The 23,743-nt window shown below is 70.1% G+C and carries 20 protein-coding genes; 7 read left to right on the forward strand and 13 right to left on the reverse strand.

Going from position 1 to position 23,743, the window contains the following annotated elements; translation table 11 throughout:
• Positions 1-43 precede the first annotated feature (43 nt).
• Genes ACTJJ4_RS13120 through ACTJJ4_RS13135 form a run of 4 tightly spaced genes read right to left on the reverse strand, consistent with a single transcriptional unit; the run spans position 44 to position 6,422 of the window.
• On the reverse strand, positions 44-3,256 hold the full coding sequence (locus ACTJJ4_RS13120) for a glycoside hydrolase domain-containing protein (protein ID WP_440943741.1): 3,213 nt from the start codon (positions 3,254-3,256) through the stop codon (positions 44-46).
• The gene (locus ACTJJ4_RS13125) at positions 3,253-4,182 is read right to left on the reverse strand and encodes a carbohydrate ABC transporter permease (protein ID WP_440943742.1); all 930 of its coding nucleotides are present in this window, start codon (positions 4,180-4,182) and stop codon (positions 3,253-3,255) included. Before ACTJJ4_RS13125 ends, ACTJJ4_RS13120 begins: the two co-directional genes overlap by 4 nt.
• Positions 4,179-5,066 (reverse strand): carbohydrate ABC transporter permease, encoded by an 888-nt coding sequence (locus ACTJJ4_RS13130; protein WP_440943743.1) that lies wholly within the window; start codon positions 5,064-5,066, stop codon positions 4,179-4,181. Before ACTJJ4_RS13130 ends, ACTJJ4_RS13125 begins: the two co-directional genes overlap by 4 nt.
• A gap of 54 nt (positions 5,067-5,120) precedes the next feature.
• The gene (locus tag ACTJJ4_RS13135) at positions 5,121-6,422 is read right to left on the reverse strand and encodes an ABC transporter substrate-binding protein (protein ID WP_440943744.1); all 1,302 of its coding nucleotides are present in this window, start codon (positions 6,420-6,422) and stop codon (positions 5,121-5,123) included.
• A gap of 141 nt (positions 6,423-6,563) precedes the next feature.
• On the opposite strand from ACTJJ4_RS13135, the gene ACTJJ4_RS13140 reads away from it, so the two are divergent.
• Complete coding sequence (locus ACTJJ4_RS13140) at positions 6,564-7,865, forward strand: glycoside hydrolase 5 family protein (RefSeq protein ID WP_440943745.1); 1,302 nt, start codon at positions 6,564-6,566, stop codon at positions 7,863-7,865.
• Positions 7,866-7,891: 26 nt separating this feature from the next.
• Here the strand turns inward: ACTJJ4_RS13140 and ACTJJ4_RS13145 are convergent, their stop codons facing one another.
• Entirely contained in the window at positions 7,892-8,917 is a 1,026-nt protein-coding gene (locus ACTJJ4_RS13145) for a LacI family DNA-binding transcriptional regulator (RefSeq protein WP_440943746.1), read from the reverse strand.
• Positions 8,918-9,005: 88 nt separating this feature from the next.
• Here ACTJJ4_RS13145 and ACTJJ4_RS13150 point away from each other — a divergent pair, with 88 nt between their 5' ends.
• The 3 genes from ACTJJ4_RS13150 to ACTJJ4_RS13160 all read left to right on the forward strand — a co-directional run bounded on the left by ACTJJ4_RS13150 (position 9,006) and on the right by ACTJJ4_RS13160 (position 13,605).
• Positions 9,006-12,002: an alpha-mannosidase gene (locus ACTJJ4_RS13150; RefSeq protein ID WP_440943747.1), complete on the forward strand. Its 2,997-nt coding sequence runs from the start codon at positions 9,006-9,008 to the stop codon at positions 12,000-12,002.
• Positions 12,003-12,118: 116 nt separating this feature from the next.
• On the forward strand, positions 12,119-12,712 hold the full coding sequence (locus ACTJJ4_RS13155) for a carboxymuconolactone decarboxylase family protein (protein ID WP_440943748.1): 594 nt from the start codon (positions 12,119-12,121) through the stop codon (positions 12,710-12,712).
• Positions 12,709-13,605: an RNA polymerase sigma-70 factor gene (locus ACTJJ4_RS13160; RefSeq protein WP_440943749.1), complete on the forward strand. Its 897-nt coding sequence runs from the start codon at positions 12,709-12,711 to the stop codon at positions 13,603-13,605. The genes ACTJJ4_RS13155 and ACTJJ4_RS13160 overlap by 4 nt, the downstream gene beginning before the upstream one ends.
• A 33-nt stretch (positions 13,606-13,638) precedes the next feature.
• On the opposite strand, the gene ACTJJ4_RS13165 is transcribed toward ACTJJ4_RS13160, so the two are convergent.
• Complete coding sequence (locus ACTJJ4_RS13165; protein ID WP_440943750.1) at positions 13,639-14,379, reverse strand: hypothetical protein; 741 nt, start codon at positions 14,377-14,379, stop codon at positions 13,639-13,641.
• A 325-nt stretch (positions 14,380-14,704) separates the two neighbouring features.
• On the reverse strand, positions 14,705-16,090 hold the full coding sequence (locus ACTJJ4_RS13170) for a glycine--tRNA ligase (protein ID WP_440943751.1): 1,386 nt from the start codon (positions 16,088-16,090) through the stop codon (positions 14,705-14,707).
• A gap of 134 nt (positions 16,091-16,224) precedes the next feature.
• Here ACTJJ4_RS13170 and ACTJJ4_RS13175 point away from each other — a divergent pair, with 134 nt between their 5' ends.
• Positions 16,225-16,641 carry a VOC family protein gene (locus ACTJJ4_RS13175; protein ID WP_440943752.1) on the forward strand — a complete coding sequence of 139 codons (417 nt, stop codon included), beginning with the start codon at positions 16,225-16,227 and terminating at the stop codon, positions 16,639-16,641.
• Between the two features lie 3 nt (positions 16,642-16,644).
• On the opposite strand, the gene ACTJJ4_RS13180 is transcribed toward ACTJJ4_RS13175, so the two are convergent.
• Genes ACTJJ4_RS13180 through ACTJJ4_RS13190 form a run of 3 tightly spaced genes read right to left on the reverse strand, consistent with a single transcriptional unit; the run spans position 16,645 to position 19,375 of the window.
• Complete coding sequence (locus ACTJJ4_RS13180) at positions 16,645-17,334, reverse strand: GNAT family N-acetyltransferase (protein WP_440943753.1); 690 nt, start codon at positions 17,332-17,334, stop codon at positions 16,645-16,647.
• A 57-nt stretch (positions 17,335-17,391) separates the two neighbouring features.
• A complete protein-coding gene (locus tag ACTJJ4_RS13185) occupies positions 17,392-18,003 on the reverse strand; it encodes a hypothetical protein (protein ID WP_440943754.1) in 612 nt (203 codons plus the stop codon).
• Positions 18,004-18,037: 34 nt separating this feature from the next.
• Positions 18,038-19,375 (reverse strand): alpha-hydroxy-acid oxidizing protein, encoded by a 1,338-nt coding sequence (locus tag ACTJJ4_RS13190; protein WP_440943755.1) that lies wholly within the window; start codon positions 19,373-19,375, stop codon positions 18,038-18,040.
• A 70-nt stretch (positions 19,376-19,445) separates the two neighbouring features.
• Between ACTJJ4_RS13190 and ACTJJ4_RS13195 the strand changes: the two genes are divergently transcribed.
• Complete coding sequence (locus tag ACTJJ4_RS13195) at positions 19,446-20,915, forward strand: peptide MFS transporter (protein ID WP_440943756.1); 1,470 nt, start codon at positions 19,446-19,448, stop codon at positions 20,913-20,915.
• A 13-nt stretch (positions 20,916-20,928) separates the two neighbouring features.
• On the opposite strand, the gene ACTJJ4_RS13200 is transcribed toward ACTJJ4_RS13195, so the two are convergent.
• Both ACTJJ4_RS13200 and ACTJJ4_RS13205 read right to left on the reverse strand, forming a co-directional pair.
• Entirely contained in the window at positions 20,929-21,327 is a 399-nt protein-coding gene (locus ACTJJ4_RS13200; protein ID WP_440943757.1) for a hypothetical protein, read from the reverse strand.
• A 295-nt stretch (positions 21,328-21,622) separates the two neighbouring features.
• Complete coding sequence (locus tag ACTJJ4_RS13205) at positions 21,623-22,009, reverse strand: hypothetical protein (protein WP_440943758.1); 387 nt, start codon at positions 22,007-22,009, stop codon at positions 21,623-21,625.
• Positions 22,010-22,192: 183 nt separating this feature from the next.
• On the opposite strand from ACTJJ4_RS13205, the gene ACTJJ4_RS13210 reads away from it, so the two are divergent.
• Positions 22,193-22,717, forward strand: coding sequence for a hypothetical protein (locus tag ACTJJ4_RS13210; RefSeq protein ID WP_440943759.1), 525 nt, complete (start codon positions 22,193-22,195; stop codon positions 22,715-22,717).
• A 48-nt stretch (positions 22,718-22,765) separates the two neighbouring features.
• Here ACTJJ4_RS13210 and ACTJJ4_RS13215 read toward each other — a convergent pair whose 3' ends face one another.
• A complete protein-coding gene (locus tag ACTJJ4_RS13215; protein ID WP_440943760.1) occupies positions 22,766-23,725 on the reverse strand; it encodes a serine hydrolase in 960 nt (319 codons plus the stop codon).
• Positions 23,726-23,743: the final 18 nt, after the last annotated feature.

The following is a 23,743-nucleotide window of genomic DNA, read 5'->3' on the forward strand; positions in this document are numbered from 1 at the left end:
TGTTCTTCCTTTCGTGCGTCTTCGCAGTTCCGGGGGGAGGGACTCAGGGGGTCGGGTCGTCGAGCGCGAACAGCTCGAGCTGGCGCAGCGCGACGGGCTCGGATGCCAGGGCGCGCAGCATCCGCGCGGTGGCGGGCGCGGTGAACGCGAACGGCGTCGTGCGGTCGGCGGGCAGCGGCTCGCCGTGCGTGGTATCCAGGTCGTGCCAGCGGACGCCGTCGTCGCTCGCCTGCCAGCGCAGGATGCCGGCGGGGGCGCCGGCGGCGGCGGTCACGGTGACGTCGGTGACCGTGACGGGCTCGTCGAACACCCAGCCGGCGGCCTCGCCTGCGGCGAGCGCGACCGCGGAGAGCGGGTCGGATCCGTCGTCGAAGAGGGCGCCGTGGGTGCAGTCCAGCGGGTGTCCGCCGACGCCGGTCAGGTCCGGATGCCAGGGCTCCACCTCCGCGGCACCGCCGGCCCAGAGCGGGCTCGCGGTGGCCTGTGCGGCGTCGGCGGTGAACTCCAGTTCGAGCACGGCATCCGCGTCGCCGGCGAGCGCGTCGACGGCGAGCACGGCACGGTCCAGTGGCGCGCCGTCCAGGGTCGCCGCGACGAGCCACCCGGCATCCGGGGCGGGCCGCCGCGACAGGATCCGCAGCGAGCCGCCCCCGGCGCGGCGGGCGGTGATGTCGTCGAACAGCGGGGCGCCGATGCGCAGCTCACCCGAAGCGAGCTCGAGCGGGTAGAGACCGAGCGCCGCCCACAGCCACCACATGCTCATCTCGCCGTTGTCCTCGTCGCCGGGGAATCCCTGGCCGATCATCGCTCCGGTGAAGAGCCGCCCGGCGAGAGAGCGGACGAGGGCGCCGGCCCGCCAGGGCTGGTCGCCGTGCACATGCATCCAGGGGATGTGGTGCGCCGGCTGGTTCGAGAGCGCGCACATCCCGCTGCGCTGGGCGCGGGCCTCGCGCTGCTCGTGGATCACGGTGCCGTAGCTTCCACCGAAGGCGGGGTCGGCCGTCTCGGGCTCCGCGAACAGCCGGTCGAGATGGGCGCGAAGCCCGGCAGGACCGCCGTGCAGCGCCGCGAGTCCCGGGCCGTCGTGCACGGCCGTGACCGACATCCCCCAGCCGTTGGTCTCGACGTTGTCTCCGCCCCAGACGCGCGGATCGAAGGCCTCGTCGAACCGGCCGCCGCCGTCTCGGCCCCGGAAGAACCCGGATGCGGGATCGAACAGCTGCCGGTACGAGCGGGCGCGGTTGGCGAAGTAGCGGGCGTGCGCGGCGTATCTCGATCTGCCGCTGCGGGCCGCGAGCCTCTCGGCGAACCGTGCGATGCCGGCATCCGACATCGCGTTCTCCAGGCTCCAGCTCATCCCCTCCGGGACGTCGTTCGAGACGTACCCGGTGAAGCGCGCTCTGCCGATGCCCTTGCGTCCCTTGCGGGGATCGTCACTCGGCTCGCAGGCGTCGCGCCAGGCGGTCTCGAACGCGGCGTGCTCGTCGAACGGGACGCCCCACCGCTCGGCATCCGCGAAGATCTGGTCGCTCGAGGTGCCGACCATCGAGTCGACGTAGCCCGGTGCGCTCCACCGCGCCATCCAGCCGCCGCGGTCCGCCTGCTGTCGCAGGCCGTCGAGCATCCGTCCGGTGAGCGGGGCGTCGAAGAGGGCCAGCGCGGGCCACGCGGTGCGGTAGGTGTCCCAGTAGCCGTTGTTCACGAACAGTTCGCCGTCCGCGACCGGCGCGCCCGTGACCTCGTCGCCGTGCGGGTCGGCGGGCGTCGTCGGGTCGGCGAAGCGCAGGCGCGGCTGCTCGAAGGTGCCGGTGTTCTCGGCGGTCGTGTTCGGGTACAGGTGCAGGCGGTAGAGGGCCGAGGCCAGCTGCGCCCGCGACTCGTCGTCGGCGAGGCCGCGATGCACGCGCTCGGCGGGATCGAGCGGCGGGATCTCGACCGCGCCGAGCAGCATGTTCCATTCGTCGCGCAGGGCGTCGCGCAGCTGCGCGAACGAGCGCGTGGCGGGCAGCTCCTCGGCGAGCGACCTGCGGGCCTGATCGACCGAGAGGAACGACTGCGCGATGCGCACCTCGAATCCGCCGGGCGACTGCAGCAGGCCGTCGCTCGCGGTCACGCCGTCACCGAGCACGATGCCCGCGAAGTAGGCGCGCGGGGCGTTGCCCCAGTCCTCGGATCCCTCCGGCGTCCAGCCGTCGAAGGTGCCGTCGCCGTGCATGCTCACCCGCCCGGCGCCGTCGGGCGACCCGATCTCGAAGCCGACGAGTTCATCGGCGTTCTCGGCGCATATCCGGAACGCCCCGCCGTGCGAGGTCGCGGTCATCTCGGCCACGGCGCCGGCGTCGCCGTGCGCGGCGCGCACCCGGGCGCGGTAATGGTGCGGACGGGCGTGCTCGCCCTCCGGTGCGATGCGCAGCGGCTCGCCGTCGCGGATGCCGAGGAACGGCCGCAGCTGCAGCACCCCGCGGTCTCCGATCCACGGGCTCGGCTGATGCGCGAACTGCAGCGCGGCGAGCGGCCGGCCGCGCCGGTCGTCGTGGACGGACCAGCGGTACGGCCAGCGCGTGTCCGCCGTCTGCGTCGCCGGCGTCAGGAAGCAGAAGCCGTGCGGCGCGGCGGTGATGGGGATCGTGTTCCCGCGGGAGAACCGGTCGCCGGAGTGGCTGCCCCGGCGGGTGTCGACCCGATCCACCGGGCTGAGCGCCGGCCCCTCGGCCGCGGTGGGCGGAGCCAGAGCATCCGTCCTGCTGCCCAGCACCACCTCGACGAAGCCCTCCACGGCGCCACCGGCGGCGGGGTCCGTCACCAGGTCCGGTGCGCCCAGCACGACCTCGACGCGCGCCGCGCAGCCGGCCCACGCCGCGAGGGACACCGAGTCGGCGTTCCACTGCTCGGGCATCGACCACGCCGCATCGAACTGCGCCGACGCGGTCAGCGGCACGCCGTACCGGTCGCGGGCATCCGGGTGCTCGCTGAGCCGCTCCTCGGGGCTGCCGGGCCCGCGCTCGAACACGACGTCGATCGTCACGGCGAGCGCGGCATGCGGGGCGAGCGCCGCATCCGGACCGTCGGCGTAGAACGCCCAGTGCAGCACGGCATCCGACGCCACCTCGAACCCGCCCGGCAGCGGCATCCGCTGCACGCCGGCGGCCGGATCGAAGCGGAACGCGTGCACGCGCCCGCCCAGCACCCCGGCCCTGGGCCGGGACGAAGGCGGATCCGCGGGGCCCTCGGCAGGGCTCAGCGTCGCGGAGGTCATCCCTTGACGGCTCCCTCTTGCACGCCCTGGAAGAAGAAGCGCTGCATCACCGAGAAGAGCAGGATGATCGGGATCAGCGCCACCATGGTCCCGGCCGCGATCAGACGCGGGTCGGGCGAGAAGTTGCCGTTCAGGTACGCCATGCCGACCGTGAGCGTGTAGTTGTTCGGGTCGGTGAGCACCATCAGCGGCCACAGGTAGTCGTCCCACTGGCCGATGAAGGTGAAGATCGCCACGACGCTCGCCATGCCGCGCACGTTCGGCCACACGATGTGACGGATCCGCTGCCAGGTGGTGGCGCCGTCGACGGTCGCGGCGTCGAGCACGTCCTGCGGGATCATGCGGCACGCGGTCGCGATCAGCAGCACGTTCATGGCGCCGATCGCGCCGGGAAGGAACACGCCCCACAGCGAGTTCGCGAGGCCCAGGGAGTTGATCGTGAGCAGGTTCGCGGTGACCGTCACCTCGCCCGGCAGCAGCATGGTGGAGACCAGGATGCCGAGGGCGATGAACTTGCCGCGGAACTTCATGCACGCCAGCGCGTAGCCGCCGAACACCGAGAGCACGACGTTGGTGACGACGGCCCCGGTGGCGACCAGCAGCGAGTGCCAGGCGTAGGTGTACACCGGGATCAGATCGGTGACCTTGATGTAGTTCTCGATCGTGGGATCGGTGGGGATGAGGTTCGGCGGGAACGTATAGAGGTCGTCGGCGGGACCCTTGAACGAGGTGGCGAGCTGCCAGACGAACGGGCCGATGAACAGGATCAGCACCAGCGTCAGCAGCGCGTAGCGGCCGATCAGGCCGCCGACGGTGGGCTTCGTGAAGTCGCCTGAGCCCTTGCGGCGGAACCGGCGGTCGGGGCGGATCCGCTGCTCGGCGGGCTGCGGAGCGGATGCCGCCGGACGGTCTTCGATGACGCTCATGCCGGCACCTTCGCCTTCTTCTCGCGGTTCATCAGGGCGATGGCGACCAGCGGGATGAGCGTCAGCAGGAACAGCGCGACGCTGATCGCGGCGGCGTAGCCGAGGTTGCCGCTCAGGCCCGAGCCGACCTGCCGGATCAGCATGACGATCGACATGTTGTAGCCGCCGGGTCCGCCGGTGCCGTTGGAGAGCACGTCCAGCTCGGTGAAGACGCGCATGGCCGAGACGGCGACGAGTACCGAGATCAGCAGCATCGCCCCGCGGACGCTGGGGATGGTGACGCTCACGAAGCGGCGGAAGCTGCCCGCGCCGTCGAGCATGGCGGCCTCGTGCAGGTCCTTGCCCACATTGCCGAGGGCCGCGAGGTACACGACCATGTAGTAGCCGAGGCCCTTCCACACGGTCAGCAGGATGCTGACCGCCAGCATCCACCAGCGATCGACCAGGAACGCGACCGGGTGGTCGGTGACGCCCATCCACTGCAGGCCCTCGTTGATGATGCCGCGGCTGTCGAACAGCCATCCCCAGATCAGCGCGACCACCACGACCGACGCGATCACCGGGAAGTAGTAGGTGGTGCGGAAGAGGGCGATGCCGGGGATGTTCTTCTCCACGAGAAGAGCCAGCAGAAGGGGCAGCACCGTGAGCAGCGGCACGCAGACGATGACGTAGATCAGGCACGTGATCAGCGCGTACCGGAACTGCTCATCGGTCAGCAGCCGCTCGTACTGCGCGAAGCCGACCGACTTGACCGGTTGCAGGGGTCGCGCGTCGGTGAAGCTCAGCACGACCGTGTTCAGGAACGGCCAGAGCGAGAACACCAGCACCCAGATGACGGCGGGCGCCAGGAGCAGCCAGGGGGTGAACCATCTGTGCGATCTCATGGCGCGTACCTCTTCGGGGTGCTGGTGTTCTCGGTCATCGGACTCGGGGTCCGGTCACTTGTCGATGCGGTTGTCGTTGGCGTACTTCACGATCTTGTCGAGCGTGTCCTTCGCCGTCGCGTCGCCGCGGATGGCGAGCGCCATCTGCTGGTTGAGGTAGTCGGTCATCGCACCGGTCCACTGGAACGGGGTCGACTTGGCCTTCGGCAGCGCGTCGAACATGACCTTCATGGCCTTCGCCTGCGCCGGGTCGACGCTGCTCTCGACGGCCTTGACCACGTCCTCCGCACCCGCGGCGGTGCCGGGGGCGAAGCCGACGGCGATCTTGGCGAAGTCCACCTGGTTCTTCTCGTTGGTGACGAACTCCGCGAACGCGAGTGCGGCGGCCTTGTTCTTCGAGTCGGCGGAGACGTTCACGCCCTGCACGAACAGCGGCGGGGTGCCGGGACGCTGAGTGGCGACGGTGTGCTCGAGCAGGGTGGGCGCCTTGGTGCGCAGGTCGCCGGCGAAGCCGGAACCACCGGTCGAGTACGCCACCTTGCCCTGCAGGTACATCTCGGCGTTGCCGCCGTAGCTGCCCGTCAGCGACTCGGGCGGCATGGCGCCGGCCTTGTAGGCGTCCGCGTACTTCTGCACGATCTCGACGGCCTCGGGGGTGTTGAAGACGAAGGTTCCGTCGTCCTTCATGATCGGGATGTCGGCGGCGACGAACGTGTCGAGGCCGGGCATGGACGAGACCAGCTGCACCTTTCCGTTCGACTCCTGAGCGACCTTCTTGGCGAGGTCGAGCCAGCCGTCGGTGGTGGTGGGCAGGTCGGCCTCGGTCACGCCGTAGGGCTGCAGCTGCTCCAGGTTCCACCACGACTCGTCGCTGCCGAGGTACCAGGGCAGACCGTAGGTGCCCTCGACGCCGCTGAACTTGCTGTAGGCCTCCCAGCCACCCTCGTTGTAGACGGTCTTCAGCTCAGGGTCGGCCTTGGCGAGGTCGAGGAGCTTGCCGGCCTTGACCAGCGGGAACGCGATGTCCGGCGGCAGGTTGAGCACGTCGGGCAGGGTGTTCGAGTTGGCCTGGCTGAGGATCTTGTCCTGGTAGCCGTCGCCCGGCTGGTCGATCCAGTCCACCTTGACCTTCGGGTGCTCCTTCTCGAACGCCTTGATGAGCGCCTCGAAGTAGGGCGTGAACTTCTCGTTCTTGAGCGACCAGGTCTGGAACTGGATGCTGCCGCTGAGCTCTCCCGACGTGTCGATCGGGCCGGAGCCGCCGGCATCCGGTGTGCCGCCGCCTCCGGTGCAGGCCGTCAGCGCGAGCACCGTCGCCGCGGTGAGGCCGACGGCGAGAGTCGATCGGATCTTCATGGACGTTCTCCTTCGAAGGGGTCCGGCTGCGCACCCGCTGGGGTTCGCATCCATTACTAAACCGCTATAGTGACCATAGCATTGCACAGGAGAGCGACGACGTCCACCTCGAACGGTGACGCGCTCAGGAAGGCTTCCCCCATGCCAGCACCCACGTCCGCCGACGCACCGCTGCGTTTCGGCGCCAACTACACCCCGTCGAAGGACTGGATGCACTCGTGGCTGTCTCTGGACCTCGACGACGTGCGCCGCGACTTCGAGGGGCTGGCGTCGCTCGGGCTCGACCACGTGCGGATCTTCCCGCTCTGGACCGTGCTGCAGCCGAATCGCACCCTGATCCGCGGGAAGGCGGTCGCGGATGTGCGCGCCGTGGTCGACGTCGCGGCGGAGTTCGGACTGGACGCCGGGGTCGACGTGATCCAGGGCCACCTGTCGAGCTTCGACTTCGTCCCCTCGTGGCTGTTCACCTGGCACGACAAGAACATGTTCACGCATCCGGACGCGCTCAGCGGCCAGGTCGCCCTGGTGGAGACGCTGGGCTCGGCGCTGAACGACGCCGGCAACTTCCTCGGGTTCACGCTCGGCAACGAGACCAACCAGTTCTCCGCCGAGACGCACCCGCATCAGTGGCCGGTCACCGAGGCCGAGGCGGCGAACTGGATCACCTCGCTGCTGGATGCCGCGGAGCGCGCCGCCCCCGGCCGTGATCACCTGCACAGCGAGTACGACGCCGCCTGGTACATGGACGGGCACGGCTTCACCCCCGCGCTCGCCTCGCGCCTGGGAGCGATGACCACCGTGCACTCCTGGATCTTCAACGGCACCGCGCAGCGCTACGGCGGGCGCTCCGCAGCATCCGACCGTCATGCCGAGTACATGATCGAGCTCTCCCGGGCCTTCGCGACCGACCCCGCCAGGCCGATCTGGCTGCAGGAGGTCGGTGCCCCGTCGAACTGCCTGACGCCGGAGGAGACGCCGGGCTTCCTGGAGGCGACCGTGCGCTCCGCCGCCCGGACCGAGAACCTGTGGGGCGTCACCTGGTGGTGCTCGCACGATGTGAGCCAAGAGCTCGCGGACTACCCCGAGCTGGAGTACTCGCTGGGCCTGCTGGAGAACGGCGGGGCTGTGAAGCCGATCGGCCGGCGGTTCGCCGAGATCATCCCCGAGCTGCGTGCACGCGGCGTCGCACCGGCGCGCGCGACCGGCATCGTGGTCGACGTCGATGACGCAGACGTGCCGGTGAGCCGCGCCGCGCTCAGCCCGGGAGGCGCGGTTTTCCAGGCCTGGGTCGACGCGTGCGAGGCGGGCGTGGACGCGGCGTTCGTCACGTCGAAGGATGCCGCGGATGCCGCGGTGCTGGCGTCCCGGGGCATCACCGAGCTGGTTCGCCCCGACCTGTCGACAGGGGTGGGCGTCTACTCGTCCAACAACACCGTCGTCTGAACAGCACGGTCGTCTGAGCGCGGCGCTCAGGAGTGCGGCGGCGCCGTGCTCTCGCGCACCGTGAGCCTCGGCTGCGGCCCGGTGCGGTCCGGCAGCACCTCGGCGGAGTCGAGCTGCTCGATCAGGAAGTCCGCGGCGGTCTCCCCCAGCGTGAAGGTGTCGCGCGTGAGGCAGGTGATCGCCGGCCGGACGAGGCCGGTCACGATCGAGTCGTCGAAGGATGCCAGCGAGAGCCCGGCCGGCACGGCGACGCCCATCTCCTGGGTGATGCGGAGCCCGGCGATCGCCATCATGTCGTTGTCGAACACGACCGCGGTCGGCCGCTCGGCGCGGCTGAGCAGGGTGCGCATGATCGTGGACACCTGCGCGGGCGAGTAGTCGGTCTGGATGACTTCGCCGGCGACGTCCCGCTCGCCCATCCCCGCGAGGACACTGCTGCGCAGCCGGACGTGCTCATGCTCGGCGGGGCCGGAGATGTAGACGATGCTGCGATGGCCCAGGCCCGCCAGGTAGCCGAAGACCGTACGGGCGGCATCCGCGTCGTCCAGCCACAGCGTGGCGTGCATGTCATCCGGGGACGGCTGGCCGCCGATCGTGATCGAGGGCAGCCCGAGCGAGCGCAGCAGCCCGGGGCGCGGGTCGTCGACGCGCGGGTCGAGCACGAGGACGCCGTCGACCTGATTGGACCGGCGCCACCGCCGGTACGTCTCCATCTCCTCGTCCATGCTGGGCACGACGACCAGCTGCAGGCCGATGCGACGGGCGGCGAGCGCGGACTGCACCCCGGCGATCAGGTCGGTGAAGAACGCCTCGGTGCCGAGAGTGCGGGCCGGGCGGTTCACCGCGAAGCCGACGACCCCCGCCCTCGCACCGACCAGCGCGCGGGCGGTGGAACTGGGCCGCCACTGGTGCTCGTCCGCGATCGCCAGGATGCGCTGCCGCGTCTCCTCGCTCACCCCGGGGCGCCCGTTCAGGGCGAAGGACACCGCGCCGGGCGACACTCCCGCCTGTCGCGCGATATCCGCGATGGTGACACGCTTGGACCGTGACATAGACTCACCGTACTAGATCGTTTTAGTATCGGCCGTCCCATTGAACCCCGCAGCCGATCGCCTCATTCTTCCATCTGCAAGGAGCCCCGTGCACGAAGAGACCTCCCTCACCGTCGGCCGCGTGAACCGCGTGCTCACCGAGCGCGTGCGCCCCGCCATCCACTCCTCCCGGGTGCCGCTCGAGATCGCGGCGCACCAGCTGCCCGGCGAGCCGATCACCCCGGCGGAGGGACTCGCGCTCGAGTTCGAGCCGTTCACCGCGGGCAGCATGTGGGGGCCCGCCTGGAGCACCACCTGGTTCCGCGTGCGCGGCTCGGTTCCCGCGGAGTGGTCCGGCAGGCGGGTCGAGGCCCTCATCGACCTCGGCTTCGACATCAACATGCCCGGCTTCCAGTGCGAGGCGCTCGCCTATCGCCCCGACGGCACACCGCTGAAGAGCATCAACCCGCGCAACCAGTGGGTGGCGATCGAGGCCGAGCCGGGCGGCGCCGTGGAGTTCTACCTGGAGGGCGCCGCCAACCCGGTGCTGCTGGACTACCACCCCTTCCTGCCCACCCAGGAGGGCGACATCCGCACCTCCTCCCCCGAGCCGCTGTACCGCGTGCGGCACATGGATCTCGCCGTGTTCGAGGAGGCGGTGTTCGAGCTCGCCCTCGACCTCGAGGTGCTGATCGAGCTGCAGGCGGAGCTCCCCGAGACCAGCCCGCGCCGCATGCGCATCCTGCAGGCCCTCGACGACGCCCTGGACGTGCTCGACCTGCAGCGCATCGTCGAGACCGCTCCCGATGCGCGCGCCCGGCTGGCGGACGTGCTCGCCTCACCGGCGGATGCCAGCGCGCACCGCATCGCCGCGATCGGTCACGCGCACATCGACTCGGCCTGGCTGTGGCCGGTGCGCGAGACCATCCGCAAGGTCGCTCGCACCACCTCGTCGATGACGACGCTGATCGACGAGCAGCCCGACTTCCTCTACGGCATGTCCAGTGCGCAGCAGTACGCCTGGATCAAGGACCACCGCCCCGAGGTGTTCGCGCGCGTGAAGGACGCGGTCGCGGCCGGCCGATTCCTGCCTCTGGGCGGCATGTGGGTCGAGTCCGACACGGTCATGCCCACCGGCGAGTCGCTGGTGCGCCAGTTCTCGCACGGCCAGCGCTTCTTCGAGCGCGAGTTCGGCATCCGCTCCAAGGGGGTGTGGCTGCCCGACAGCTTCGGGTACTCCCCCGCTCTGCCGCAGCTGATGCGCCGGGCCGGCTTCGAGTGGTTCTTCACGCAGAAGATCTCCTGGAACCAGCGCAATGTCTTCCCGCACCACTCGTTCCTGTGGGAGGGCATCGACGGCTCGCGGATGTTCACGCACTTCCCGCCGATGGACACCTACAACTCGCAGCTGAGCGGCTCAGAGGTCGCGAAGGCCAGCCGGCAGTTCAAGGAGAACCGCAAGGCGACCATGTCGATCGCACCGGTCGGCTGGGGCGACGGCGGCGGCGGCACGACCCGCGAGATGACCGGCAAGGCGGCCCGCATGGCGTCGCTGGAGGGCGCCGCGCAGGTCGAGTGGAAGCATCCGGACGACTTCTTCGACGACGCCAGGGCCGAGCTGACCGACCCCGCCGTGTGGGTCGGCGAGCTGTACCTCGAGCTGCACCGCGGAACGCTCACCAGCCAGCACGCCACCAAAGCCCTGCACCGGTGGGCCGAGCAGGCGCTGATCGAGGCCGAGCTGTGGGCCGCGACCGCGACCGTGCAGCTGGGCGCCGAGTACCCGCATGACGAGCTGGACCGGCTGTGGCAGACCGTGCTGCTGCACGAGTTCCACGACATCCTGCCCGGCACCTCGATCGCGTGGGTGCACCGCGAGGCCGTGGAGGTCCTCTCCGGGGTGCTGGCGGATGCCGAGAAGCTGTCGTCGGAGGCGCGGAAGGCGCTGGCCGGCGAGGGCGACCGCGAGCTGGTGTTCACCCCGACCTCGGTCGGCGGCGGGCGCGCGCTGGGCGCGGGCTTCCTGAGCGAGCGCGGCGAGACCGAGGATGTCGCCCTCACCGAGTCGCCGGACGGCTTCGTGCTCTCCAACGGCCTCGTCACCGTCACCCTCTCGCCCGAGGGCCTGATCACCTCGGCCGTCGACAAGGCCACCGGCCGCGAGGCGATCCCCGCGGGGAAGCCGGCGAACCTGTTCCAACTGCACCAGGACTTCCCGAACATGTGGGACGCGTGGGACATCGACCGGTACTACAAGAACCGGGTCGACGACCTCACCGCGGTCTCGTCGATCTCGGCATCCGTGGTCGACGGCGCCGCCGTCGTGGTGGTCGAGCGCGCGTTCTCCGAGTCGCGGCTGACGCAGACGATCACGCTGCGCCCGGGCTCGCGCACCCTGCTGCTGCAGAACGACATCGACTGGCACGAGACCGAGAAGCTGCTCAAGCTCGCGTTCCCGCTCGACGTGTTCGCCCGCGAGACACTGGCCGAGACGCAGTTCGGCTTCCAGCGCCGCGTCACGCACGTGAACACCAGCTGGGAGGCCGCGAAGTTCGAGACCTCGATGCACCGCTTCGTGCTCGCGCAGGAGGACGACGGCTTCGGCGTCGCGCTCGTGAACGACTCGATCTACGGCTACGACACGTCCCGCGAGGTGGACGGCGACGACGTCACCACCACCGTGCGCCTGTCGCTGCTGCGCGCGCCGCGCTTCCCCGACCCGGACACCGACCACGGCCGGCACGAGATCGAGGTCGGCCTCGTGATCGGCGCGGATGCGGAGATCGCGACGGCCGAGGGCATCCGCCTGAATGCTCCCGCGCACGTGGTGCGCGGCACGAACGAGGTCGAGCCGCTCGTCTCGGCGACCGGCGCCGGGATCGTCGTGTCCAGCGTCAAGCTCGCCGACGACCGCTCGGGAGACGTGATCGTGCGCGTGTACGAGTCGCTCGGACGGCGCACGACCGGCGCGCTGACCGTCGGCTTCGAGCACACCGGCATCCGCGAGGTGAGCCTGATCGAGGACGAGCTGGATGCTCCGCGCACCGGCGGCGAGCTGTCGCTCAAGCCGTTCGAGGTGCGGACGCTCCGCATCGCGCGCGCCTGAGGCGCAGCATCCGCTCTCTCAGACCGCCACCGCCCGCCCCGGATGTCACACTTCCGGGGCGGGCGGTGTCTTCATGCCGACGGCATGAGAGACGTGCCGGCTGAGGAGCAGCGATCATGAACGAGACCCGCATTCCCGCCATCCCGGTGACCGGCCTGTACGGCGCAGTGGTGAAGGCTGCCGCCAGGAAGATGCTCGGCAAGGTGCCCGACTCCCTCGGGGTGATGTGGCAGCACCGCCCGGTGATGATGGACATGATGAGGTTCGGCGGCCGCACCGAGAAGTGGCACGAGCTGGACCGGAGCCTCGGCACGCTGGCCTCCATGGCGTGCGCCGCGACGGTGGGCTGCAGCTTCTGCCTGGATCTGCACTACTTCATGTCGCGCGACCACGGCCTGGCCGAGGAGAAGGCGCGCGAGGTGCCGATCTGGCGCGAATCGACGCGGTTCACCCCGCTGGAGCGCCGCGTGATGGAGTACGCCGAGGCGATGAGCCAGACCCCGCCGGCGGTCACCGACGAGCTCTCCGCCGAGCTGCTCGCCGAGCTCGGCGCGCCCGCCCTGCTGGAGCTGGCCGCGAAGGTCGGATACCTCAACGCCACGGCTCGCATGAACGTCGCCCTCGGCGTCCACTCCGACGGACTCGCGGATGCCTGCGGGCTGGCGCCGCTGGCCACGGCGACCGCCGCGGGGGTAGCGTCGCACTCATGAACGGCTCCCCCGATCCGGCATCCGAGGACCCGTTCGTCGTCCACCGCGGGCTGCTCTTCACCGTCGCCTACGAGATCCTCGGCTCCGCGGCGGATGCCGAGGACGTGCTGCAGGAGTCGTGGCTGCGCTGGGCGGATGTCGACCGCGCACGCGTGCACGATCCGCGGGCGTACCTGGTGCGGATCGTCACGCGGCAGTCGCTGAACCAGCTGCGGACGGTGTCGCGCCGGCGTGAGGAGTACGTGGGGCCGTGGCTGCCCGAGCCGCTGCTGACCTCCCCCGATGTCGCCGACGACGTGGTGCTCGCGGAGAGCGTCTCGCTCGCGATGCTCACCGTGCTCGAGACGCTCACCCCGACCGAGCGCGCGGTGTTCGTGCTGCGGGAGGTGTTCGACGTGCCCTTCGACGAGATCGCGGATGCCGTGGACAAGACCGCGGCCACGGTGCGTCAGATCGCGCACCGGGCACGCGACCATGTCGCCGCCCGCCGCCCGCGCATGGAGGTGGACTCCTCGGAGCACGACCGCGTGGTGCGGCGCTTCATCGCCGCGCTCGATTCCGGCGACATGCAGGGGCTGATGGACGTGCTGGCGCCGGACGTGGTGTCGACCACCGACAGCGGCGGCCTGGTGCGCCACGCCGCCCGTCGCCCGCTCTTCGGCGCGGACAGGGTGGTGGCGTTCCTGCGCGGCAGCATCGCCAAGCTCGACATCGCCTACCGGGTGTCCGCGATGACCGTCAACGGCCGGCTCGCGGCGCGGATCGAGGTCGGCGGCGTGCTGATGGCGGCGGTGAGCTTCGAGGTCGAGGACGGGCGCATCTCCCGGGTGTTCTCGATGGCCAACCCGCGCAAGCTCGAGGCGCTGGGAGCGGAGACCCAGCTGGTGCGGTGACGGGCGAGTGCTGCGCGCGACCAGTGCGCGCAGTCAGCCTCCCACGGCGCTCGCCCGCTCGGCCCGGCGCCCGCGCCACACGGGCACGGCGAAGAACAGCACCAGTGCGAGCACCATCGCGCGCACGATCCACAGTCCGGGCATCCACGTGATCGTGTACGCGCCGGGCAGCCCGAAGAAGGCCAGGATCAGGTTGCCGGGGGCCATCCGCCCGACGCCGTCGGCCTGCACGGATGCCGCAGCGATCAGGATCAGCACGCCGACGGCCAGCCACACCAGCGGCATGATGAGCGCACTCGGCTTGGCCTGCCCGCGGACGATCGCCCTCACCGTGAAGCACAGCGCGACGACGGGCCCCAGCCAGAAGGCCGCCACCAGGGTGCCCAGCAGCATCGCCGCGCCCAGGAGAACCGGCATCCACAACAGCATCCAGGGCGAGTCCTCGCCGATGAAGTAGTCGGGGCTGCGCAGCACGCTCACCGCGAGCGCGGCGAGCACGCCGGCCGGCATGACGCACAGCGGCCACCACAGCCAGCGCCGGTCACCGCCGAACGCCCCGCTCATGCCCGCCCGCGTCGCCACGACGATGCACAGCACCGCCACGCACAGCGCCGGCACCCCGAACAGCATCAGCAGGCCGGAGGCTCCGTCGTAGTCGCTCGGCTCGACGAGCACGAGCATCAATGCGACCAGCACGGACAGTGCGGAGACCAGCGCCGCCGGGCGCATCATCGAGGCACGCGCGCGCGTGCCTTCGGCATCCGATTCCCCCACGCGATCACCCTAGCGCGACACGGTCCTTGCGCTGGGTGAAGGATCCGCGCTTCTTTCGCGAGAATTTCCTCGCAAGAGCGCGATTCTCTATCGGATGCTGGATGGAGACCCCCACGCTAGGAGCACTCATGAACGTCACCGACACCCACGACCTCTTCGACACCGACGCGCTGCTGCACATCGGCCGCCCGTACTGGTTCGACAAGCACCCCTCGCAGGCCGAGGGCGAGGACTTCTGAGCACTCGCCTCTGAGCGCTCGACCGACGAGCGCAGACGAAGGCCCCGATTCCCGCGGGGGGAATCGGGGCCTTCGTGTGTCCGACGTCAGGCGCCGCGCAGGCGCTCGGCGAGGTAGGCGTGCAGGTCGTCCAGCGGCACGCGCTCCTGGCCCATGGTGTCGCGGTCGCGCACCGTCACGGCGTTGTCGTCGAGCGAGTCGAAGTCGACCGTGACGCAGAACGGGGTGCCGACCTCGTCCTGGCGACGGTAGCGGCGGCCGATGGCGCCCGCGTCGTCGAAGTCCACGGTCCACTGACCGCGCAGGCCGTCGGCCACCGAGCGGGCCAGCGGCGAGAGGCGCTCGTTGCGCGACAGCGGCAGCACGGCGACCTTGATCGGCGCCAGACGCGGGTCGAGCTTGAGCACGGTGCGGGTGTCGGTGCCGCCCTTCGCGTTCGGCACCTCCTCCTCCTGGTACGCGTCGACCAGGAACGCCATCATCGCGCGGGTGAGCCCGAACGAGGGCTCGATCACGTACGGGGTGTACCGCTCACCGGACGCCTGGTCGAAGTACGTCAGGCTCTGGCCGGACGCCTCGGTGTGGCTGGACAGGTCGTAGTCGGTGCGGTTGGCGACGCCCATCAGCTCGCCCCACTCCTTGCCCGCGAAGCCGAAGCGGTACTCGACGTCAATGGTGCCGGCGGAGTAGTGCGCGCGGTCCTCCTTCGGCACGTCGAACTGACGGATGTTCTCGGGATCGATGCCCAGATCGATGAACCAGTTCCAGCAGGCCTCGACCCAGTGCTCGAACCACTCCTGCGCCTCGGCCGGCGGCACGAAGTACTCGATCTCCATCTGCTCGAACTCGCGGGTGCGGAAGATGAAGTTGCCGGGGGTGATCTCGTTGCGGAACGCCTTGCCCACCTGGCCGATGCCGAACGGCGGCTTCTTGCGCGAGGCGGTGAGCACGTTCGAGAAGTTCACGAAGATGCCCTGCGCGGTCTCGGGGCGCATGTAGTGCAGGCCCGACTCGTCGTCGACGACGCCGAGGTAGGTCTTCACCAGGCCCGAGAACGCCTTGGGCTCGGTGTACTGGCCCTTGTTGCCGCAGTTGGGGCACGGGATGTCGGCCAGGCCGTTCTCGGCCTTGCGGCCCTTGCGCGCCTCGAAGTCCTCGATCAGGTTGTCGGCGCGGAAGCGCTTGTGGCAGCTGAGGCACTCCACCAGCGGGTCGGTGAAGGTCGCGACGTGGCCGGACGCCTCCCACACGCGCTTGGGGAGGATGATCGACGAGTCCAGGCCCACCATGTCGCCGCGGCCGCGCACGAAGGTCTGCCACCACTGCCGGCGGATGTTCTCCTTCAGCTCGGTGCCGAGGGGGCCGTAGTCCCATGCCGAACGGGAACCGCCGTAGATCTCACCCGCTTGGAACACGAACCCGCGGTGGCGGGCGAGGGCGATGACCTTGTCAAGACGGGACTGTTCGGCCACGGTGGCTCCAATGGTCGCATGCTGCGGGAAACGCCCGTGATCACGGGCATCCCCATTCTATCCGCGCGGTCTGCGCGGCGAATCGACCGGGATGCCGGTTCCCTCTGTCGGATGCCGGTGGCAGGGTGGTGCGCATGGAACAGCGCGTGAGCTTCATCACCCTCGCCGTCGCGGACGTGGACCGCAGCAGGGCGTTCTACGTCGACGGACTCGGCTGGGAGCCGATCTTCGAGGCCGAGGGCGAGGTGCTGATGCTCCCCGTCGCCGACCGGCTGATCCTCTCGCTGTGGAGCGTGGAGGGATTCACCGCCGAGATCGGGGAGCCCCCGGCATCCGGCGTCGCCCCGATCACCCTCGCGCACAACCTCGCGACCGAGACGGAGGTGGATGCCGTGCTGGCCGAGGCCGAGGCGCTGGGCGCCACGGTCTCGCCCGCGACCCGGCGCGACTGGGGCGGGTACTCCGGCTACTTCGCCGACCCCGACGGCTTCCGCTGGGAGATCGCGATCAACCCGGGAGAGACCGGCGCGTTCGTGCTGCCGCCGGCCTGAGGGTCACGCGGTGAACAGGTAGCCGCGGCCGGTCTCGAACCCCGCGAGGCGGCGCCCCTGGGACAGCTGCTCCTCGATGTCGGCGCGCAGGCGCAGGCGCCACTCGTGCGCGGCGGCCGGGTCGGTCTCGCGCATGCCCTCGACGTCGGTCGGAATCTCGACGGTCGCGACCACGGCATCGGATGCCGGAGGCTTGGCGATGTCGGCGAGAGCCCACTCCACGTCCAGCCGGTCGCTCTCGTCTCCCGCGTCTCCGCCGCCGAAGATGCCGTAGCGGTTGACCGTGTATCCGGTCACGCGTGCGCCGAGCACGGTGAGGAAGAAGTGCGCGTTGCGCGCGACCAGCGGGTCGAAGGTCCACGTGATGCGGCCGACCTCGCGGGAGAACGCCCACTGGCGCTGGTGCTCCTTGAGCTCGCGGCCCCACCCGCGTCCGCGGTACTCGGGCAGCAGCGCGGTGATGTGCGAGTGCATGGTGCGCTTGCCCGGCTCGCCGAAGAACGCGATCGAGGCGCCCACCATCCGGTCCTCGCCCTCGGAGTCGTCGAAGAGCCCGACAACGTAGTTGCCCGACTGCTGCAGCGCGCGCAGCGTGCCGGCGTCGATGACGCGGTTGGCGCCGCGGATGGAATCCAGCAGGCCCTGGGCGTCGATGATCAGTTCAACGGTGTCGAGTTCGCGGATGCTTCGCACGATCCCAGTCTGCCCCTCGCGGTGCGGAACGCGAAACGCGGCGGGCCGTGGAGCGGCTCAGCGGTTCGGAAACGCCTGCCCGCCGCCCGCGGCGAGCGCGTCGGCGACGATGCGCAGGTGCTCCGCGGCCATCTCCGCAGGCATGGGTGGGAGCATCTCGTCCCAGAACGCGAGCGCGGCGCCGCGCCCCTGCATCATGCCGGCCGGCCGCGCCAGCGCCCACAGGTGCAGGTGCGCGGAGCCGTCGTTCCAGCGGGCGAAATGGCAGCGGGCGACACCGGGGATGCTCTTGACCGCCTGCGAGATGCGCTGCATCAGCGGGCCGTACGCCGCGAGCACCTCGTGCGGGGCGTCCTCGAGCAGCCAGTGCTCGCGCGGGGAGATCGCCCCGACGAACGGCAGACCGTTGGCGTCCCACCCCGACCGCACCTGCCACAGCTCGTCCTGCCAGATGGTGTGCTCGCTCGGCCTGCAGGACGAGCAGTTCTCGGGCTCGAGCTCGCCGCCGCGCGGCTGCTCGGGAACGAGCATCGGCTCGAGCGGGCGCATCGTGATCTGCTCGAACGCCCACGGCAGGCCCTCGGTGAGTGGAGTGGCGTCCATCCGCTCGCCGATCGGCAGTCGGGCGTGGAAGGCGGTGTCGGCCGGATGCTGCTCGTACTCGGTCATGCGTCCATGCAATCACGGCATCCGAGGCCGGCGATCACACGGCCCGCAGCGCGTCCCGGTCGAGCTCGGCGATCGAGGTGAGCCCCGCGAGGCCGAGCGTGATGTCGAGCTCAGCCAGCACGTTGCGGATCACCTCCCGCACGCCGCGCTCCCCCGCGATCCCGAGACCGTAGGCGTACGGGCGCCCGAGCGCCACGACGTCCGCGCCGAGAGCCAGGGCGATCGCGGCATCCGCCCCGCTGCGGATGCCGGAGTCGAACACCACCGGCATCCGCCCGCCCACCCGCTCGGCGATCTCCGGCAGCACGGCCAGGGTCGGCACGGATCGGTCGATCTGCCGGCCGCCGTGGTTGGACACCCAGACGCCGTCCACCCCGGCATCCGCCGCCCGCTCCGCGTCGTCGGGGTGCACGATCCCCTTCAGGATGATCGGCAGCGAGGTCCACTCGCGCGCCCTGGCGAGGTCGTCCCAGGTGAGGGTGGGTGTGGAGAACACATCGAGGAACGTCTCGACGGCGGTGCGCGGCAGCGGCGAGCGCAGGTTCTCGCGAAGACTGCGGCTCCCGGTCAGGCCGGCGCCCTTGCGGGCGATCGACACACCGGCGGCGATCGTCCTCGGGGTGACGCGGACGCCCGCCTCCGTGGTCCGGTTCGCAGGGCCGGCCGACGCGGCTCCCGCGCGCTCCCGCACCAGCGCCTGGAACACCGGATCCGAGGTGTACTGGGCGATGCCCATCCCGCGGGTGAACGGCAGGTACGCCAGATCGAGGTCGCGGGTGCGCCAGCCGAGCAGGTGGGTGTCGAGCGTGACGACCATCGCCTCGCATCCGGCCGCCTCGGCACGGCCCAGCAGCGACGCGTTCAGCTCATCGGAGGCCGACCAGTACAGCTGGAACAGCCGCGGCGCGCCGGGCGCCGACTGCGCGATGCGCTCGACGGGGAAGGACGCCTGGTTCGAGACCGTGTACGGCACTCCGGCGGACGCCGCGGCCCTGGCGACGGCGAGGTCTGCCTCCGGATGCACGAGCTCCATCACCCCGAGCGGCGCGAGCAGCAGAGGGGTGGGGCGGGTTCGCCCGAGGAACTCCACGGACAGATCGCGGGACGAGACGTCCCGCAGCGACCGGGGCCACACCTGCCAGCGCTCGAACTCGCGACGATTCGCCGCGACAGTCGCCTCGGAACCCGCCCCGCCGGCGATGTAGGCGTATGCCTCCTTCGACAGGGCGGCTTCGGCCTCGGCATCCAGCGCGTCGACGCCGATCGGGACGGCGGGACGATCTCCGCTGATGCCGGCGCGGAAGATGTCGGACTGAGTGCGACGCGAGATGCCTCGCGCCGCAGCCGGGTCGTTCGGAGCCACGTTGCTCATGGCGCCCACCCTAGCCGCCGCGGATCGGCCCGGACAGGGTCGCGGATCGGCCGGCACGTAAGCTGGAGGGATGACTTCTTCGCCGAGCACCACCGAGCCGACGGCCCCGGAGCACGGATTCTTCGGGCAGCCGCGCGCGCTCGCGAACCTGTTCGGCGTCGAGATGTGGGAGCGGTTCAGCTTCTACGGCATGCAGGGCATCCTGCTGATCTACCTGTACTTCAGTGTCGCCAAGGGCGGTCTGGGCATGCCCGAGGCGATCGCCGGCGGCATCGTCGGCGCCTACGGCGGGTCGGTGTACCTGTCCACGATCCTGGGCGCCTGGCTGGCGGATCGCCTGTTCGGCTCGGAACGGGTGCTGTTCTTCAGCGCGGTGGTCATCGTCGCCGGGCACGCCGCCCTCGCCCTCCTCCCCGGTTTCGTGGGGGTGGGCGTCGGCCTGGTGCTGATCGCCCTCGGCTCGGGCGGCCTGAAGGCCAACGCCACCTCGGTGGTCGGCACGCTGTACTCCGAGGAGGACACCCGGCGGGACGCCGGCTTCTCGCTGTTCTACCTGGGCATCAACCTCGGCTCCTTCTTCGGCCCCGTGCTGACCGGTCTGCTGCAGTCGACCGTCGGGTTCCACTGGGGCTTCGGCCTCGCGGCGGTCGGCATGACCGCGGGACTCATCCAGTACAGCTTCGGGCGCCGGAACCTGCCGGCCGCGGCCTCCACTGTGCCCAACCCGCTGCCCGCGCGCCGCTATCCGCTGGTGATCGGCATCGCCGTCGCGGCGATCGCATTGATCGTGGTACTGACGCTCGTCGGCGTGATCCGCCCCGAGAACCTCGCGAACATCGTCATCGTCGGCGCCCTGGTCGCGACGCTCGCGTACTTCACCATCATCCTGTCCAGCCGTCACGTCGACGCGACCGAGCGCTCGCGGGTGTGGGCGTTCGTGCCGCTGTTCATCACGAGCGTGGCGTTCTGGTCCCTGTACCAGCAGCAGTTCACCGTGCTCACGGTGTACTCCGACAAGCGCCTCGACCGCATGATCCTCGGCTGGGAGATGCCGCTGGTGTGGGTGCAGTCGATCAACCCGGTGTTCATCATCGTGCTCTCCGGGGTGTTCGCCGCGCTGTGGACCAAGCTCGGCAAGAGGCAGCCGACCACCCCGATGAAGTTCGCGCTGGGGACGATCGTGATGGGCGGCGCCTTCCTGCTGTTCCTGCCGTTCGCGAACGGTGGCGAGGGCTCCACGCCGCTGCTCGCGATCGTCGGCATCCTACTGGTGTTCACGATCGCCGAGCTGCTGCTCTCGCCGATCGGCCTGTCGGCGGCGACCAAGCTCGCGCCCTCGCACTTCAAGGCGCAGATGGTCGCGCTGTTCTTCCTGTCGATCTCGCTGGGCACGGCCATCTCCGGCTGGCTCGTGCAGTTCTACGACCCGCAGAACGAGGTGCCGTACTTCTCGATCCTCGGTGCGATCGCGGTCGTCGTCGGACTGGGCCTGGCGTTGTCGGCCAAGCCCGTGCTGAAGCTCATGAAGGGCGTCAGCTGACGCGGAGGCCTCGTCAGCCCAGCGTGCGGCCGTCCGGGTCGCCGGGGCGCACCGGGCGCAGGCGGGAGGGCGCCGGCCAGGGCAGCGTGAAGCGCTCGGCGGGTGGACGCTGCATGTCGCCGAAGTCGTCGACCTTGACGACGACGCGTCCGGCGGCCGCCCCCTCCGAAGGCGTCACCTCGACGAACCGCACGCGCAGCGGCTCGGGCGCCTCCCCCTCCAGCATCCAGATGTCGGCGAGCCAGGCCAGCCCGACCCGTTCCAGCGCGGCCTCGGCGTCGAGCCAGTCGACGGGAGCGGATGCCGTGCGGCCGAGCACGTCGATCGCGACCCAGTCCTCGCCCTCGGGGCGGATCCAGCCGAGCAGTTCTCCGTCGTCGCGGCGGTGCGGGGTCCAGTCGTCGGGAAGCATGGTTCGACCGTAGCCGACGAGCCCACGCGCACCAGCGATCTCAGTGCCAACTGAGCCGGGAGATTGGCGCCTGCGGTGATCTCGCCCGGAACCCCGCGCCGAAGGTAGCCGATCCGCGGAGGGCATCGAAGAAGGGCCTCCGGAATAGTCTCGGCTCCGCGCGAGATGCGCCACCCAATCACTCCCGCGTGTACACCACCGGCGTTCGTGATCGAGCGCGTCCGAGAATCGGATCTGCTCAGCGCCGAGAAGGCACCGAGGTCAGACCGCCGACGAGCGGCGAAGCGGGAATGCGCTAGGCAGTCGCGAGCGTGGCGCTCGCCCTCGCGGTGGTGTTCTTCTTGGAGATGATCACAAAGGCGATCACTCCGGCGGCGGCTAGCGCGAGGCCGGTGACGAGGCCCTGGCCGCGCGCGTCATCGAAGTTTCCAGCCAGTTCCGAATGAATCCAGATATCGGGAACCGGGAAGAGCAGGGCGGAAAGGCCAACAATTAGTGAGGAAGAAATCGAGTCAGACAGCATTAGTCCGAAGAATGCCGCCCAGAAACAGAGCAGCGGGACGACCGCAATTGGCACGATGTACCACGTCGCAGGCACCGCCCCGGCCAACTCGAGCAATGTGATGGTTGCTCCACCCAGTCCTGCGACGATCACCAGAATGACCCACCCCACTTGACGCATGTCCAAACGCTAGCTCACGGCACAGCCTGTCACAAGCATGGCTGCATCACGTCGGCAAACGGGCCTTTCTTCGTCGCAGAGAGTGCTTGACGGCTCTCAATTGCGCCTCGTATGGTGGGCGGAATTTCGAGCACTGGGCTCCGAATCGATATATCAGGGGGGGATTAAATGATTCGGTCGTCAATGGGGAAACTGCGCGGATCGGTACTGGCCGTGGTGGGTGTGGCCGCGCTTCTGGCCGCGTTCGCTACACCTGCGGCTGCGGCTGAGCCGGGGGATGGCATCGACGTTCAGCATTCAACTACGGGGGACAGTGGAAGTGGTGCCGTTAGCCCGGCGGGCGACGTAACGACCAAGGCCGCGATCTGCGACATTGGGATCATCTGCGGCTCCATCAAGAACGATGGTGGCCTCACGATCAAGGTCACCACCAAGTACGTCTCGCCGACATCGACGGGAGCGGGCGCCCACACTATGAACGTGCTTCCAGGCGGTCGGGCAACGGCCATGGGGCCGGAGTATGACTGGGATGCATTCTGGGTGCCGAATGGGTACTGCGGTGCCTCCGAAGGGGGCATGTTCTGGAACTCGTACTCGACGATGAACAACATCGGCCGGACGACGGGCTACGGAACATGGAAGAAGGTCGATGACTTCGGGGCTGCGGTCAAGCTTCAGAAGGGCGGATGTCCTCCGAGCTGGCGGTGAGCCGGCCATATACACAACGCAGGAAAATCGCTGGGGGTTTCTAAGACCTCAGTGCGTGTACTCCATGAGATCGGTGCCGAGGATGCGGAACGCGTCGTGCGCGCGCAGCCGGTGGCTGATCGACAGGTCGTCGAAGCACACCGTCAGCGCATAGGCGATGCCCGCCCGCGGGCCTGCGAGCACACCGGCCTCGGCGCGCACGCCGCGGTCTCGGCCGGTCTTGTTGACGAAAAGCAGGCCGTGCGCGTCGTGATCGTGCGCGAACGGATCGAGCCCGGTCGCCGCCGCGACGAGGCTGAGATCCTGGTTCAGGCTCAGCCATTCCGAGACCTGTGCGCTGACCGCCGCGTCGACGACGGACGCGTTCACGAGAGCAGCGAACAGGTGCGCGAACTCCCGGGTGGTCCCGACCGCCACATGCGGGGCGTCGTCGGGGCCGCGCTTGTCGCGGAAGTGGTCGAGCACGGCGCTGCGCGGCATCCCGAGACTCACCATCCGGGCGCGCACCTGCTCGTGCCCGACGGCGTCGAGAAGGGCGTTGGCGGCGTTCGGGTCGCCGGTGGCAGCCGCGAGGACGGCCAGGTCGATCAGCGGCAGCGCCGGCACCCGCAGGTTGCGCCAGAGGCCTGAGCCGGCGACGAACCCCTCGGTGGTGCGGTCGACGATCCGCAGCGGGTCGAGCGTGCCGGCATCCAGCGCCGCGGCGGTCTCGACGAGCACGGGCACGAAGCCGAGGCCCGCGATCGGCAGCGGCACGTGGTCGTCGCCGGCGAGGATCTTGCGGCCGGTGTCGAGGTCGGCGACGTGCACGGAGACCTGGGCCCCGGATGCCGCGAGCTCCTCGAGCGCGCGGAGGGCGGAGCCGAACGAACGGCGGCCGACAGCCGCCCGTCGCGGTGTGCGCCGACCGCCGCGCTGCGATCGATGCGATGCGGTGGCGACCCCATCGGCGGGCACGCGCGGTGTGCCACGCGAGGGGTCAGGTACCGAAGCGGAGGGGGAGCTCACGCAGGATTCCTCACGGGT

Origin of the sequence: Microbacterium sp. 22195 (assembly GCF_052056515.1) — a bacterium.
Classification (GTDB): Bacteria; Actinomycetota; Actinomycetes; order Actinomycetales; family Microbacteriaceae; genus Microbacterium.

Coding starts and splice junctions, on each gene's coding strand:
- ACTJJ4_RS13120 (WP_440943741.1), bottom strand. CDS start 3,256: ATGACCTCCGCGACGCTGAGCCCTGCCGAGGGCCCCGCGGATCCGCCT.
- ACTJJ4_RS13125 (WP_440943742.1), bottom strand. CDS start 4,182: ATGAGCGTCATCGAAGACCGTCCGGCGGCATCCGCTCCGCAGCCCGCC.
- ACTJJ4_RS13130 (WP_440943743.1), bottom strand. CDS start 5,066: ATGAGATCGCACAGATGGTTCACCCCCTGGCTGCTCCTGGCGCCCGCC.
- ACTJJ4_RS13135 (WP_440943744.1), bottom strand. CDS start 6,422: ATGAAGATCCGATCGACTCTCGCCGTCGGCCTCACCGCGGCGACGGTG.
- ACTJJ4_RS13140 (WP_440943745.1), top strand. CDS start 6,564: ATGCCAGCACCCACGTCCGCCGACGCACCGCTGCGTTTCGGCGCCAAC.
- ACTJJ4_RS13145 (WP_440943746.1), bottom strand. CDS start 8,917: ATGTCACGGTCCAAGCGTGTCACCATCGCGGATATCGCGCGACAGGCG.
- ACTJJ4_RS13155 (WP_440943748.1), top strand. CDS start 12,119: ATGAACGAGACCCGCATTCCCGCCATCCCGGTGACCGGCCTGTACGGC.
- ACTJJ4_RS13160 (WP_440943749.1), top strand. CDS start 12,709: ATGAACGGCTCCCCCGATCCGGCATCCGAGGACCCGTTCGTCGTCCAC.
- ACTJJ4_RS13175 (WP_440943752.1), top strand. CDS start 16,225: ATGGAACAGCGCGTGAGCTTCATCACCCTCGCCGTCGCGGACGTGGAC.
- ACTJJ4_RS13185 (WP_440943754.1), bottom strand. CDS start 18,003: ATGACCGAGTACGAGCAGCATCCGGCCGACACCGCCTTCCACGCCCGA.
- ACTJJ4_RS13190 (WP_440943755.1), bottom strand. CDS start 19,375: ATGAGCAACGTGGCTCCGAACGACCCGGCTGCGGCGCGAGGCATCTCG.
- ACTJJ4_RS13195 (WP_440943756.1), top strand. CDS start 19,446: ATGACTTCTTCGCCGAGCACCACCGAGCCGACGGCCCCGGAGCACGGA.
- ACTJJ4_RS13200 (WP_440943757.1), bottom strand. CDS start 21,327: ATGCTTCCCGACGACTGGACCCCGCACCGCCGCGACGACGGAGAACTG.
- ACTJJ4_RS13205 (WP_440943758.1), bottom strand. CDS start 22,009: ATGCGTCAAGTGGGGTGGGTCATTCTGGTGATCGTCGCAGGACTGGGT.
- ACTJJ4_RS13210 (WP_440943759.1), top strand. CDS start 22,193: ATGGGGAAACTGCGCGGATCGGTACTGGCCGTGGTGGGTGTGGCCGCG.